This window comes from Amycolatopsis sp. NPDC049688, assembly GCF_040674975.1.
Lineage (GTDB): Bacteria > Actinomycetota > Actinomycetes > Mycobacteriales > Pseudonocardiaceae > Amycolatopsis.
The window spans coordinates 111154-125795 of the sequence record NZ_JBFANY010000008.1 but is presented as its reverse complement, the minus strand read 5'-3'; the positions used below and the strand labels follow the sequence as shown (position 1 = coordinate 125795).

At 72.2% G+C, this 14642-nt stretch carries 10 protein-coding genes; 7 read left to right on the top strand and 3 right to left on the bottom strand.

All coding sequences use genetic code 11. From position 1 onward, the window contains the following. Window positions 1-92 precede the first annotated feature (92 nt). Genes AB0J55_RS25840 through AB0J55_RS25820 form a run of 5 tightly spaced genes read left to right on the top strand, consistent with a single transcriptional unit; the run spans window position 93 to window position 8060 of the window. Entirely contained in the window at window positions 93-884 is a 792-nt protein-coding gene (locus tag AB0J55_RS25840) for a hypothetical protein (RefSeq protein WP_364253393.1), read from the top strand. A 34-nt stretch (window positions 885-918) separates the two neighbouring features. Continuing rightward, complete coding sequence (locus AB0J55_RS25835; RefSeq protein WP_364253390.1) at window positions 919-2340, top strand: methyltransferase; 1422 nt, start codon at window positions 919-921, stop codon at window positions 2338-2340. Beyond that, a complete protein-coding gene (locus AB0J55_RS25830) occupies window positions 2327-5086 on the top strand; it encodes a condensation domain-containing protein (RefSeq protein ID WP_364253387.1) in 2760 nt (919 codons plus the stop codon). Before AB0J55_RS25835 ends, AB0J55_RS25830 begins: the two co-directional genes overlap by 14 nt. Then, the gene (locus AB0J55_RS25825) at window positions 5083-6843 is read left to right on the top strand and encodes a non-ribosomal peptide synthetase (protein ID WP_364253384.1); all 1761 of its coding nucleotides are present in this window, start codon (window positions 5083-5085) and stop codon (window positions 6841-6843) included. Before AB0J55_RS25830 ends, AB0J55_RS25825 begins: the two co-directional genes overlap by 4 nt. Next, window positions 6840-8060: a cytochrome P450 gene (locus tag AB0J55_RS25820; RefSeq protein WP_364253381.1), complete on the top strand. Its 1221-nt coding sequence runs from the start codon at window positions 6840-6842 to the stop codon at window positions 8058-8060. The genes AB0J55_RS25825 and AB0J55_RS25820 overlap by 4 nt, the downstream gene beginning before the upstream one ends. A 205-nt stretch (window positions 8061-8265) precedes the next feature. On the opposite strand, the gene AB0J55_RS25815 is transcribed toward AB0J55_RS25820, so the two are convergent. From AB0J55_RS25815 to AB0J55_RS25805, 3 genes are all read right to left on the bottom strand, one after another. Then, window positions 8266-10665, bottom strand: coding sequence for a glycoside hydrolase family 3 C-terminal domain-containing protein (locus AB0J55_RS25815; protein WP_364253378.1), 2400 nt, complete (start codon window positions 10663-10665; stop codon window positions 8266-8268). A gap of 134 nt (window positions 10666-10799) precedes the next feature. Then, entirely contained in the window at window positions 10800-11090 is a 291-nt protein-coding gene (locus tag AB0J55_RS25810; RefSeq protein WP_364253375.1) for a hypothetical protein, read from the bottom strand. A 32-nt stretch (window positions 11091-11122) separates the two neighbouring features. After that, entirely contained in the window at window positions 11123-12436 is a 1314-nt protein-coding gene (locus tag AB0J55_RS25805) for a histidine kinase (protein ID WP_364253372.1), read from the bottom strand. A gap of 301 nt (window positions 12437-12737) precedes the next feature. On the opposite strand from AB0J55_RS25805, the gene AB0J55_RS25800 reads away from it, so the two are divergent. Further along, a complete protein-coding gene (locus tag AB0J55_RS25800; RefSeq protein ID WP_364253369.1) occupies window positions 12738-13409 on the top strand; it encodes a VC0807 family protein in 672 nt (223 codons plus the stop codon). Between the two features lie 39 nt (window positions 13410-13448). Beyond that, the gene (locus AB0J55_RS25795) at window positions 13449-14642 is read left to right on the top strand and encodes a macrolide family glycosyltransferase (protein WP_364253366.1); all 1194 of its coding nucleotides are present in this window, start codon (window positions 13449-13451) and stop codon (window positions 14640-14642) included.

Genomic DNA, 14642 nt, shown 5'->3' with positions numbered 1-14642 from the left:
GGGGCGCGCTAGGGGTTACCGCCCTGGTCGGCCGCTGCTAGCTTCACCCTGCGGAAATCTTTGTTCTGCTGAATGACAAAGGCGGGAAAATCGTGGCCGAACTCCATTCCTGGCAGCCGATCGACGAAAACGCGGACGACACGGAAGTAATCATCACGGTGGATTTCACGGTCACCGGACGGCCGGAGGCGGGGTTCGCCGAGCTCGCGAAGCACCTCGAGACGCCCTACGGCATCTGGGAGAGCCTGCCGCCCGCCGTCGGCGACGAGACCGGCATGACCGGCGACGACTACCTCGACCGGTGGACCGAAGAGCTGCGCGCGAGCGGCGCCGAGGTCAAGGCGGTGTTCGGCTACTGCGCGTCCAGCGTGTTCGCCCTCGCCATCGCCGAGCGCGTCGCGACCTGGCAGGCGAAGCCGCGGGTGGTCCTGTTCGACCCGACCGCCGCGACCGGGTTCACCGTGCTGTACTACGGCTTCTTCCGGGTGGTGGACGCCCTCGCGGCCGTCCTCACCGAAGACGAGGTGCAGCAGGCGCACGCAGCCGGCGAGGCCGCCCAGCGCACCCACGACGACCTCGAGACGCTCACGAAGGAGTTCGTGCGCCTCTACCGCGAGGTCGGCACCACGGCGTTCGAGCGGGTCGAGCTGGACGCCGACCGCGCCGAGGAACTCGTCTCCTGGTTCAGCAGCTACATGACCTACCTGGTGGCCGCCTCGCAGGTCACCGTCACCGGCGACCTCGACGGCGTCGACGTGATCCGCTCCGCCGAGCTGCCCGGCGCGCTGGAGATCGGCGCGCGCGAGATCCGGTTCGACATCGACCACTCCGGCCTGCTCAGCCAGCCGGAGGTCGCGCAGGCCGTCCGCGGCCTGCTCCCCTGACCGTCCTTCCGCCCGAAATCCAGCAGGAGAGCTGATGCCGACGTCACCGACCGGTCTGGGCACCGGCACGGAAAGCCAAGCCGAAGCCGCGCTCGCCGGGCACCCCGGGGTCGCGCGGGCCAGTGTCACCCGCGAACGCGGGACCGGGCGGCTCGTCGCCCACGTCGTGCCGCGGGACCCGGTCGCCGAAGCCGGCGACGACCGCGCGCGCGTCGACGAGTGGCAGCTCATCTACGAATGGGTCTACGGCGAGCTGCCCGAAGCCGGCGGGCTCGGCGAGAACTTCGTGGGCTGGCACAGCACCTACACCGGGCTGCCGATCGAGCTCGCGCAGATGCGGGAGTGGCGGGACGCGACCGTCGAGCGGATCCGCTCGCTGCGGCCCCGCCGGGTGCTGGAGATCGGCGTCGGCACCGGCCTGCTGATGGCCAAGCTCGCCCGGGACTGCGAAGAGTACGTGGCAACGGACTTCTCCGCGACCGTGATCGAGACGCTCACCGCGCAGGCCGCCGCCGACCCCGCACTCGCCCACGTGCGGCTGCACAACCGTGAGGCCACCGACTTCTCCGGGCTGGCGGCGGGCCACTTCGACACGGTGGTGATCAACTCCGTCGTCCAGTACTTCCCGGACATCGGCTACCTCGCCGACGTCCTGCGCCAAGCCGCCGCGCTGGTCGTGCCCGGCGGCGCGGTGTTCGTCGGCGACGTGCGGAACCTGCGGCTGCTGCGGGCCTTCCGCGCCGCCGTGCTCGCCGACGAGCTGGCCGCGTCCCCGGAGCAGGCCCGCGAGCTGGTCGAGAACAGCGTCCTGGAAGAGAAGGAACTGCTCGTCGACCCGGACTTCTTCCCCGCACTGGCCGCCACCCTGCCCGGGATCGCGGCGGCGGACGTCCGGCTGAAGCGGGCCCGCCACCACAACGAGCTGAGCCGGCACCGCTACGACGCCGTCCTGCGCAAGGAACCCTCGGAGACCGTCGAGCCCGCGCACACGCTGGCCTGGAACCCGGCGGCCCTGGAGACGCTGCTGAGCGACACCCAGCCGCCGTCCGCGCGGATCACCGGCGTGCCGAACGGCCGGGTCGCCCGCGAGCTGGCCGCGCTGGCGAAGCTGGACACCGGCACCGCGCCCGCCGCGGTGACCGCACCGGATCCCGAAGACCTGCACGAAATCGGCCGCCGCCGCGGCTACCAGGCCGCGGTGACGTGGTCGGCCGAGGGCCCCGGCCTGGTCGACGTCGTGTACACCCGCGAGCCGGGGACCGTGCCCGCTTCGGCCGCCACGCCCGGGCTGCCGTTCACCGCGTACGCGAACGCGCCCTCGCGCGCTGCGAAGACCAGCACCTTCGTCGCCGAGCTGCGCGCGTACCTGGCCGCGCGGCTGCCCGCCGAGGCGGTGCCGCACGCCTTCGTCACCGTCGAAGACCTCCCCGAAGGGACCGGACATGCCGACCGCTGAGATTCCGGCGACCCGCAAGGAAGAAGGGCTCTGGCTGCTCGAACGGCTGGTGCCCGGCGAAGGCGTCAACAACGTGCCGGGCGTCGCCCTGCGGGTGGCGGGCCGGCTCGACCGGGCCGTCCTGCAGGAAGCCGTCACGCAGCTGGTGCGCCGGTACGACGCGCTGCGGACCGTCTTCCACGCCGGCGACACGCGGCTGACCAAGTCGGTGCTCGCGTCCTTCCCGATCCGCCTCGAAGGCTCGGAAGGCACCGACGTCGACGCCGCCCTGCGGGAGCTCATCACGCGACCGTTCACTTTGGACGGATCGCCGCTGCTGCGCGTCGGCCTGTACCACGGCCCGGAGCACGACTCGGTCGGCGTGGCCGTGCACCACCTCATCTTCGACGGCACGTCGATGTCGATCTTCCTGGAGGAGCTCGCCGCCGCCTACGACGCCGTGCTCGCCGGGGATCTCCCCGACGCCGGCCCGCCCGTCCCGCTCTGGCCCGAGTCCGAGCCGAAGCCGGAGAGCCTCGCGTTCTGGCGCGAGCACCTGCGGGACTTCGGCTCCGGCGGCCCCGGCCTGTGGTGCGGTGGCCAGGAAAGCGCCCAGCCGACGCTGCGCGGCGAGCAGCTCGTCCGGCCGTTCTCCGCGGCGGCCGAGGACGTCGTCACCGCGCTGCAGAAGGAACTCAGGGCGCCCGACGTCGTCGTGCTGCTGGCCGCGTACTACCTGCTGTTGCACGCCCACGGCGCCGGCGACGACCTCGCGGTCGGCTTCCCGGTGAACGTCCGCAGCCAGCAGGCGCAGCGCGCGATCGGCTACCACGTCAACATCGTCCCGCTGCGCGTGCGGATCGACCCGGCCGAGACGTTCCGCGCGTTCAGCCGCCGGGTGCGGGACCTGTTCTTCGAGGCCATCGCGCACGCGGACGTGCCGATGGACGTCCTGCTGCCCGAGGTCGAGCGCGCCGGATCGTCCTGGCGCACCACGATGTTCCGGCACGTGTTCAACTACCTGCCCTTCGGCGGGCGGGCCGCGACGAGCATCGGCGGCGCGCCCGCCGAAGTCGTCGAAATCGACCCCGGGCACAGCAAGTTCGACCTCGAGTTCGTCATCCTGCCCTCGGCCGGGGAGAGTCGCGTCAAAGCGGTCTACGGCGCCGAGGTGCTCGACCGCGGCGAGGTCGAGCTGTTGCTGGAGCGCTACGACGCCCTGCTGGTCGCGGCGGCGAGCGCGCCGGACCGGCCGCTGCGCGAGCTGGACGGCTGGGGCGCCACCGACCACGCCGTCCTCGACGCTCCGCGGCGTCCCGCCGGAACGGACACGGTTCTCACCGCGATCGCCCGGCACGTCTCGGAAAACCCCGGCGCGCCCGCGATCGTGACCGACGACGGCACCACGTCCTACCGGGATCTCTGGCGCGCCGCCGCAGCGGTCACCACCCTGTTGGCCGACGCCGGGACCGGCCGGGGAGACGTCGTCGCCGTGACCGCTCCGCGCGGCCCGGAACTCGCGGCCGCGATCCTCGGCAGCTGGCTGGCCGGCGCCACCGTCACCACAGACGCCTCCGCCGCGAAAGTGGTGCTGGGCACCGAGGAAATCTCCTACGCCGTCACGGTCGCCGTCGACCCGGACGCTGCCGCGGTGTCGCCGGACAGCCGGGCGCTGCCCGGCGTGACCCACCGCGAACTCGCCGACTCCGTCCGGCCCGTCTCGGTCGGTTCCCGGCCGGTGCTGTGGCTCTCGGCCGCCGTCCCGGAGCTGCTCCTGGCCCTGACCAACGGCGTGCCCCTGGTCGTCGCGCCGGACGCGGCCCGCACCGACGGCCACCTGCTCGCCGGGCTGCTCACCCGGCACGACGTCGGCGTCGTGCACGCCACCCCGCTCGTCTGGGCCCGCGTGGCCGAGCAGCTCGGCGAGGCCATGGGCGGCCGCACCGCGCTGATCGGCGCCGAACCCGCGCCCGGCCCGCTCGTCCAGACCCTGCGAGCCCTCGAAGCCGACGTCCACACGGTGTTTTCCGCCCGCGGCCGCTGGGTGCTCGCCGACGGCGTGCCTGTCCCGGGCCTCGGCGCCGACGTCGTCGCCCCGGACGGGCGGCGGCTGCCGCTGCGCGTGCGCGGCGAACTGAAACTCGGCACCGCCACCGGCGTGCTCGCGCACTGGCGCCCCGACGGGACCCTGCACGTCCACGGCCCCCTGGACCGCCAGCTGACCTCCGGTGGCACCCGCGTCGACCTGGCCACCGTGGAAGACGCCCTGACCGCGCACACCGACGTCGCCGCCGCCGCGGTCACCTCGCGGCCCGGCGCCGCGGACCTGGTCGCCGTCGTGCAGGCGCCGGACAAGCCGCAGCTCGCGGCCGACCTGGCCCGGCACGCCGAAACGGTCCTGCCGCCGCGGGCGCGGCCGGCGTGGTACCTGCGGGTCGACGCGCTGCCCGAGACAGCCGCGCACGAGGTGGACCGGGCGGCCGTCGCCGAGCTGGCCGCCACGGCCGGCCCGCCGCCGGAAGCCCCCGCCGAGGCCGCGCCCGACGCCACGACCGGCGCCGTCGTGGCGATGTTCGCCGAACTGCTCAAGCGCGCCGACGTCACCCCGGACACCAACTTCTTCGCCGGCGGCGGGCATTCGCTGCTGGCCGCCCAGCTCGTCCAGCGGATCCAGAAGCAGACCGGGGTCCGGCTGAAGCTGTCCGCCGCCTTCGCCCACCCGACGCCGGCCGCGCTGGCGGAGCTGATCACCGGGAGCGCCCGATGACCCCGTCCTTCACCCCGGCGCCGTTCGGCCGGGCCGAGACCATGCACGGTCTGTTCGAGTGGTGCGCCTCGCGGTGGCCCGGCCGCACCGCGCTGCACCACCGCGGCCGGGACACCACCTACCGCGAACTGGCGGAGCTCGCCGACGCCTACGCGGCCGAACTGCAGGCCCGTGGCGTCGAACGCGGCTCGATCGTGCCGGTCCTGCTGCCCCGCTCACCCGAACTCTTCGCGACGCTGCTGGCGGTGCTCAAGTGCGGGGCCGCGTACGCCGCACTCGACCTGCGGTGGCCGCCCAGCCGGCTCGCCGAGCTGATCGAGCACCTCGGCGGCCCGGTGGTCGCCGCCGGACGGGACGCCTCCTGGCCGTCGGTGTGGTCGCCGCCGGCACAGCCGATCCTGGGCGCCCGGCCGGCCGCGGTGGACGTCGGCGCGGACGACCCCTGCGCGGTCTTCTTCACCTCGGGAACCACCGGAACGCCGAAGGGCGTGGTCACCGCGCACCGCGGCAACGTCCGGTTGTTCGACGACTGGCTGTTCACCCCGCTGGACTCCGGCGCGGTGATGCCGCAGGCCCTCGCGGCGACGTGGGACGCCTTCGGCCTCGACTCGTGGGGTGTCCTGTTCAACGGCGGCACCCTGGTCCTGCTCGAAGACACCCTCGAACTGGCGACGAAACTGCGTGACCTGATCACGATCCACGGCGTCACCACGATCTTCCCGCCGACCGCGGTGTTCCACAGCATGGTCGACACCGACCTCGACGCCTTCGCCGGCCTGCGCGCGGTGGGCACCGGCGGCGAGAAGCTCTCGGCGCGGCACGCGGCCCGGTTCCTCGAGGCGTACCCGGACATCCCGCTGTACAACATGTACGGCCCGGTCGAATCCAGCGTCGCGGCCACCTGCCACCGCGTGCGGCCGGAGGACCGCTCCGACGTGCCGCTCGGGCTTCCCCTGCCCCACACCCAGGCGTACCTCCTCGACGGCGACCGGCCGGCCGACGCCGGCGAGATCTGCCTGGGCGGCCGGGGTCTCGCGCTGGGGTACTTCAAGGACGAGGAACTCACCGCGCGCAAGTTCGTCACGGTTTCCCTGCCGTCCGGGCCGGAGCGCGTGTACCGCACCGGCGACCTCGGCCGCCGGACCCCCGACGGCCTGCTGCACTTCGAAGGCCGCGCCGACCGCCAGGTCAAGATCCGCGGCCACCGCATCGAACTCGACGACGTCGAGCAGAACGCCGGCCGCGTGCCCGGGGTCGGTGCGTGCGCGGTGGTGCCGGTGACCGGCGCCGACGGCGCTCACGAAGACCTCTGCCTGTTCTACACCGGCACACCCGGCGAGGACGAACTGCGCGCCGACCTGGCCGGACGGTTGCCCGGCTACCTGGTGCCCGCGCTCGTGCAGCGGCTGGAACGGCTGCCCGTGCTGGAAGACCGGAAGGTGGACCGCCGCGCGCTGGCCGAGCTCGCCGCACGGCTGCGGACCGCGGCCGCCCCCGCGGACGGCCTGCCGCTGTCGGAAACCGAAGCGGCCGTGGCGGAGATCCTGCGCGAGATCATCGGCGTGCCCTCCATCGCCACCGACGTCTCGTTCTTCCGGCAGGGCGGCAACTCTTTGTCCGCCGCCCAGCTGTGCTCGCGGATCAGCCGCGACCTCGGCGTCAAGCTGCGGATCTCCCAGGTGTTCGAGGCACCGACCGTGCGCGGCGTAGCCGGATTGGTCACTGCCGGGCTGATCACCGCCGGGAAGCCGGCATGACGGTCCAGGACATGACCACCCAGATGCGGGTGCTGTGGACGCTCGGCGAACTCGGCGACCCCCTGGCGCTGCTGCTGCGCGGCCCGGAGGACCCGTATCCCCTCTACGAACGGATCCGCGCGAAGGGCCCCCTGCACCGCAGCGAACTCGGGGCGTGGACGACGGTCGACCACGCGACGGCCACGAAGGTGCTGCGCGACCGCCGGTTCGGCGTGCTCAAGTCCGACGGCACGCCGATCAGCCCGGTGATCACGACGTTCGACAACTCGATGCTCGGGGCCGACGGCGCCGACCACGCCCGGCTGCGGAAGCTGGCCACGCCGTTCCTGAGCCCGAAGGCGATCGCGGGGTTCCGGGACCGGCTGACCGCGATCTGCCACGAGCTGCTGGACCGGGTGGACACGAGCCGCGAGTTCGACCTGATGACGGCGTTCGCCGACCTCATCCCGGTCACCGTCGTCGCCACCATCTTCGACATCCCCGAGCCGTTCCTGAGCCGGTACCTCGACCACGGCCCGAAGTTCGGCACGATCTTCGACGAGATCACCTCGGTGGAGCACATCACGGCGGTGCAGCGATCGCTGGACGAGCTCGACGCGCTGTTCACCGAGCTGATGGAGCTGCGCCTGGCCCACCCGGGCGACGACGCGATCAGCAAGCTCCTCACCGCCCGCGCCGAGGACCGGCTCTCGACGCACGAACTGGTGTCGCTGTGCCAGCTGCTGACCCTGGCCGGTGCGGAGTCGACGGTGAACCTCATCGGCGTCGGCGTGCAGACGATGCTGGAGCGGCGAGACCAGTGGGACCGGCTGGTGGCGGACCCGGACCTGGCCCCGCAGGCCGCGCAGGAGTCGCTGCGGTTCGAGGCGCCGGTCCAGCAGTCCAGCCGGGTGTCCACAGTGGACGTCCTGGTCGGTGACACGGTGATCCCCGCGGACACGGCGGTGGTGATCCTGACGGCGGGCTGCAACCGCGACCCCCGGGTGTGGTCCCGGCCCGACGTCTTCGACATCACCCGCCCGACGACGCCGGACAACCTCTCGTTCTCGGGCGGCTCGCACTACTGTCTGGGCGCACCCCTGGCCCGCCTGGAGGCGGACGTGGCGTTCCGCGTCCTGGCGACCCGCCTGCCGGACCTCCGCCAGGCGGGCCCGGCCGACCGCCGCCGCTCGGCGATCATCCGCGGCCTCCGCCACCTCCCGGTCACCAACGGCTGACGAGCACAGCGAAACGGCCGGCGCCCATCCGGGCGCCGGCCGTTCGCCTGTGCTGGAAAGGTCGACACACGTGATCACACAGCCGACACGCGTGATCAGAAGGTCGACACGCGTGATTGCGGAGCCGACACGGCGAGACCGGCCCCGCCCGCCGTGTCGACCCTCCAATCACGCGTGTCGACCCGTCAATCACGCGTGTCGACCCTCAGCGCACCGCGACCCGGGTGTTGAGCGCGGACGACCCCACCTGGATCGCGCGGGTTCCGCCGCCGCGCTTCCAGGCCTTCGCCGTTGCGTCCCAATAGGACAGCTGGCGCGGGTCGACGTGGATGGTCACCGTCCGGGAGGCGCCAGGAGCCAGCGTCACCTTCGCGTACCCACCCAGCGCCGTCGACGGCTGGGGTGCCGTCACCTCCGGGCTCGGGCCGACGAACACCTGGGCCACTTCCGTGCCCGTGCGGGTGCCCGTGTTCCGCACCGTCACCTTCACGTCCAGCCCGCCGTCCGACGTGCTCGAAGCCGTCAGGCCGCTGTAGGCGAACGTCGTGTACGAAAGGCCGAAGCCGAACGGGAACAGCGGGGCCGTCTTGTGACCCGCATACCAGCGGTAGCCGACGTTGACGCCCTCCGTGTAGGCGACCTGGCCGTCCTGGCCCGGGTACAGCCCGGCGCCGCCGCTGACGAGCGTGTGGGCCTCGTCCACCGGGAACGTCTGCGTCAGCTTGCCCTGCGGGTTGACGTCGCCGTACAGCAGCGCCGTCGTCGCCTCCGCGCCCTTCTGGCCCGGGTACCACATCTCCAGCACCGCGGCCGTCTTCGCCAGCCACGGCATCTTGACCGCGGACCCGGTGTTCAGCACCACCACCGTGCGCGGGTTCGCCGCCGCGACCGCGTCGATCAGCTCGTCCTGGTATCCCGGCAGGGACAGATCCGGCCGGTCGAGCCCCTCGGAGCTGTCGTCGTAGGCGAACACGACCGGCGTGGTGGCGGCCTTGGCCGCCGTCACCGCCTGGGCGATCTTGGCCTGCGCCGCGGCCGGGGTGATCCAGTGCAGGCCGACCTTCAGCGGGTTGACGAAGTCCGCGAACCCGTACAGCAGCAGCGTGTGCGGCCCGGCGGTCAGGTGCACGGTGATGCCGGTGTAGCCCGCCGCGATGGAGTCGCCGAACAGGCCGCTCGCCGTCCCGTCCACCTGGAGGAAGCCGCCGCCCCCGGTCGACTGCAGCTGGATGCTGTAGTCGCCTTCGGCCGGTGCGGTGATCGTGCCGTTGTAGAACACGCCTTCCGTGCCCGCCGGCAGGCCACCGCCCTGGGTGAACGCCGGCGACAGCGCGTCCGCCGGTACGGCCTCACCCGCCGGGTCGTAGCCCGGGGTGTACGTCGTGGTGCTGCCCGCGCGCTGCTTGATCAGGTCCAGCGGCGCGGCCGGCGTCGCGGACGGCAGCACGTGCGAACTGCCGCCGCCGTTGAGCTTCGGCGTCTTCGCGTTGTAGCCGATCACCGCGACCTTGCCCGAACGCGCGGTGCTCAGGGGCAGCGCGGACTTCTCGTTGCGCAGCAGGACCGCACCCGCCTGGGCGACGTCCTGCGCGGTCGCCGTCAGCCCGGCGAGGTCGCGGGACGGCCGCGCCGGGTCGTCGAGCAGGTGGAACCGGTCCAGCTGGCCGAGGATGCGCCCGACCGCGGTGTCCAAAGCGGACTGTGGGATGGTGCCCGCGGTGATCGCGGCCTTGAGCTGGTCGCCGAAGTACGTCCCGGCCGGCATCTCCTGGTCGAGGCCCTTCGGCAGGCTGCCGGACGTCAGCGCCATCCGCCAGTCCGACATCACCCAGCCCTGGAACGCCAGCTGCTCACGCAGGATCCCGGTCAGCAGGTCGGCGTTCGCGCAGGCGGACGGCCCGTTGAGGTTGTTGTAGGAGCACATCACCGCGCCGGCCCCGGCTTTGACGGCCGCCTCGAAGCCGGGCAGCTCGACCTCGTGCAGCGTCTGGTCGTCCATCACGACGTTGATCGTCTGCCGGTCGTTCTCCTGGTTGTTGCCGGCCAGGTGCTTGACGACCGGGATCGTGCCCTGCCCGGCGATGCCGCGCACCTCGGCGGCGGCCATCCGCGACGTCAGCAGCGGGTCCTCGCTGAAGGTCTCGAAATTCCGGCCGCCGTAGGGGATCCGGATCGTGTTGACCATCGGGGACAGCAGCACGTCGGTGCCCAGCGCGCGGGCTTCGCGGCCGACGCCGGCGCCGTAGCGCGTGGCGAGCGACTCGTCGAAACCGGACGCGAGCGATACCGGCGCCGGCATGACGACCGACGGCTTGTCGACACGCACCCCGGCCGAGCCGTCGGCCAGCCGCAGCGACGGGATCCCGAGCCGCGGCACACCGGGCACATACCCGGCTTCACCGATGCTGTCCGGGTCGTTTCCGCCGTGCACCAGGGAAAGCTTCTCGTCGAGGGTCAGCTCGCCGACGAGGCTCCGCACTCTCGGCGAGAACTTGCCGGCCGGGTCGGCCGCGGCGCCGGACGCCGCCAAACCGGACGTCAGCAGCACGCCGGCGAGGACGACCGCCGCCGCGCGCGGGCGCGCCCGAAGAAGATCATTACGCATAGTCACCCCAGAAACCCGCGAAAGGGTCGCCCCTGCCGCTAGTCGGTCCAATCGTGGACCAACCTAGGTGACTGCTGCACGGACCGTAACCCCTGTCTTGACCAGCGCGGACAGGGCTTCCGTGAAGCGGGCGGCTAATTCTGCGTGACGTCCAAACTCGCCTCGCCGCCGCGGATCTCCCCGAGGTGCAGGTGGTACCCCAGGAAATCGAGATCGACGCCCTGGAACAGCGAGACACTGATCCCGTCGGTCAAGAACGTCACGGAATTGCTGTCCATTTTCTGCACCTTCAGCTCCTGCCCGCCGAGGTCCACTTTCCCGCCGCTGACGAGGTTGAAATGACAGGACCGTTCCGCGCACCCGAGGTCGACGAAATGGTCACACCCGGCCACCGAAAAAGAAGTGACCACGGCGAACAGGCACACTGCAATCCCGCGACGCATGCTGATCCCCCTGGTTATCCGGCATACGGAAGGACGATGGTGATTTCGGTCGGCCCGCCCGGCGGGCTGGAACACTCCACGACGCCGTCGAACGCGGCGACCCGCCGCTGGACCCCGGCCAGGCCGGTACCGCGGCCGAAGTCGGCGCCGCCCTTGCCGTCGTCGGCGACGACCACCTGCAGCGCGCCGGGCCGGTGCGTGACGCTCACCCGCACGCGCTTGGCCGCGGCGTGCTTGGCCGCGTTGGCCAGCAGTTCGGCGACCGAGAAGTAGACGGCCGACTCCAGGGCTGCGTCCGGGCGGCCGGCCAGGCCGACCTCGACGTCGGTGGGCACCGGGGCGTCCATCGCGAGGTCCTCGAGCGCGGCGCCGAGGCCGCGGTCGGCGAGCATCGGGGGCTGGATGCCGTGCACCAGCCCGCGCAGCTCCCGCAGCGCGGCGGCGGACAACTCGCGCGCGCCGGCCAGCTGCCGCCGGACCTCGTCGGGGTCGGTGTCGAGCAGCATCTCCGCGGTGCCGAGCGAAATACCGATCGCGATCAGCCGCGCCTGGGCGCCGTCGTGCAGGTCACGCTCGATCCGCCGCAGCTCCGCGGCCTGCGCGTCGATCGCCGCCGCCCGCGTGGCGAACAGCCGCTCCACCCGCCGGGCCAGCAGGGCCCGCTCGTCCGGCGCGAGCAGCCACCGCGTCCACGTTTCGTGCAGGCCCACCGCGCCCGGTGCGGCCACCAGCCCCAGCACGAGCAGGACCAGCCCTGCAACGACCGTTGCGGCGACCCCGGCCGGGCTGTCCACCGGCAGCGGGAAGTACCACGCCCCGGCCGTGAGGTGCGGCGCGGTCAGCGGCGCGACCAGCAGGAACGCCCCGAACCCGGCCAGGCCGACCGGGACGGCCGCCAGCAGGCCGCCGGTCAGGGGGTTGACCACGAGCCAGCACAGGTCCCGCCAGGTGGCCGGGTCGGTGAAGAACCAGCGGCCGCGCCGCTGGGCCAGCGAGATCCAGCGGGACTTGTGGAAGTCGTAGCCGTTCCAGTACCAGCCGTTCTCGGTGCGCTCCAGGGCCGGCAGCGGCAGGTACGGCGATTCGATGGCCCGGCCGTAGAGCGCCGGCGCGCATTTGCGGGAAAGCACGGGCAGCAACCGGCACGCGGGAATGGCGACCAGCACGGTGAGCCCGGCGGCGGCGACGTATTCCGGCAGCCAGAACAGCGCGGGCAGCGTGAGAACGCACACCTGCACCGCCGCGAACAGCACGAGAACGACCAGCCGCGCCATTCCGGCGAACCCCCGCCGGACGGCCGAGGCGCTGCGCCGGGGAATCGTCGACATCGCCAGATCATACTCTCCGCGGGAGAGTGTTCCCGGTCGGCTCATCGCATCCCCCATCGTCTCCGCGGGGCCGGACCGGCCCGCTCGCGCTCGAGGTCACTCCAGTCTGGGGGCGGCCCGGGGGCGGCACAATCGGCCAAGCCCACTCATAGGGGTATAGGTAGCCATACCCCTATGTTCGGCCTAACAGGCTCACGCCGACCGGTATCGCGACACTACCGTTGTCCCCGGAGCAGCGCCACGACGCAAGCGAATGGCGTTGGCGAATGAGAACGCACTCGCGAACCACCAGGAGCAGGCAATGAACGAAACCGGCATTCAACGCACCCAGGCCGCCGCGCCGTCGCACGGGGAACCGCGCAACCCGCGGCTGGCGCTGTTCGCTTCCGCGGCCTTCGACCTGATCGTCCCGCTCGCCGTCTACTACATCCTGCGCCAGAACGGCGTCCCGCTGTTGACCGCCGCGATCATCGGTGGCATCGTCCCGGTGGTCCGGACCGTGTACGTCTTCGCCCGCTACCGCAAGATCGACGGGCTGGGCCTGTTCATGGTGACGATGATGGTCATCGGTACCGCGGTCTCGCTGATTTCCGGTGACGCGCGGTTCTTCTTCGCCAAGGACGGCTGGCTCACCGCGATGTTCGGCATCTGGATGCTGATCACGCTGTTCTTCGAGAAGCCGTTCTTCCTGCACGCCGGGGTCAGCATCGCGCGCACCAAGCGCGGCGGCGCCGGCGCCGAGGTGTGGGAGCGCCGCTGGGACACCGAGCCCAAGATGCGCCACGGGCTGCGCCTGCTGACCGTCGTCTTCGGCGTCGGCATGATCGTGGACGCCGTCGTCCGCGTGGCGCTCGCCTACACGCTGCCGCTCGACGACATCAACCTGGTGACGACCGTGCAGTGGATCGTGGTCCTCGGCGGGCTCATCGGCTTCATGGCCTACTACACCCGCAAGCACGACCTGCGTGCCTGAGGGCCCCCGGCCGTCCACCGCATTCCGAGGAGCTTTCCCATGGCACACATCGCGCTGCTGAACATCCCCGCGTACGGCCACGTCATGCCGACGCTGGAGGTGGCCGCCGAACTGGTCCGCCGCGGGCACCGCGTCACCTACGCCACGACGGACCAGTTCGCGGACCTGGTGGCGGCGACCGGGGCGCAGGTCCTGCGCTACGAGTCGTCCCTGACGCCGAAGCCGCGCACCGAGGACCCGCCCGCCGACTTCGCCGCGTGGCTGCCGCTGGTGCTGGTCATGGAAAGCACCGCGACCATCCCGGTGTTCGAGGCGGCTTTCGCCGGCGACGTACCGGATCTGATCCTGTACGACCGCACGGTCTACGCCACCGGGCGGGTGCTCTCGGCGAAGTGGGGCGTGCCCGCGGTCGAGCTGTTCCCGTCCTTCGCCTACAACGACCAATGGTCGCTGGCGAAGTTCCTGGGCGAGGAGAACGGGTTCAGCGAAGAACACCCGGCCCGCGTCGCCTTCCGCGAAAAGATCGCCGAGCTGACGGCGGCGCACGGCGTCCCGGCGATCTCGCCGGCCGACTTCGCGATCGGCCGCGAAGAGTTCGCCCTTGCCTTCGTGGCCAAGGAATTCCAGTACCGGGGCGAAACCTTCGACGACAACTTCGCGTTCGTCGGCCCGTGCCTGGGCGACCGGACGTACCAGGGCAGCTGGCAGCCGCCGTCGGACGGGCGGCCGGTGCTGCTGGTCTCGCTCGGCACGGCGTTCAACGACCGGCCGGAGTTCTTCCGCGCCGTCGTGACGGCGTTCACCGGCGAGGACTGGCACGTCGTGCTCTCGATCGGCGCGCTCGACCCGGCGGAACTCGGCGAGCTGCCGCCGAACGTCGAGGCGCACGCCCAGGTGCCGCAGCTCGCGGTGCTGGCCTGCGCTTCGGCCTTCATCACCCACTCGGGGATGGGCGGGACGATGGAGGCGCTGTACTTCGACACGCCGATGGTGACCCTGCCGCAGAGCGTCGAGCAGGCCGCCGTCGCCAACCGGGTCGCCGAGCTCGGCCTCGGCACGAACCTCGCCGGCCAGGAGCCGACGCCCGAGCTGCTGCGCACCGCCGTGCGGTCGACGGCGGCCGACGGGCGGATCCGCGCCGCAGTCGCCGCGATGAGCGCGCGGGTCCGCGCCGCCGGTGGCGCGTCCCGCGCGGCCGACGAGCTCGAGCGGCACCTCAAGCACGCTTCCTGA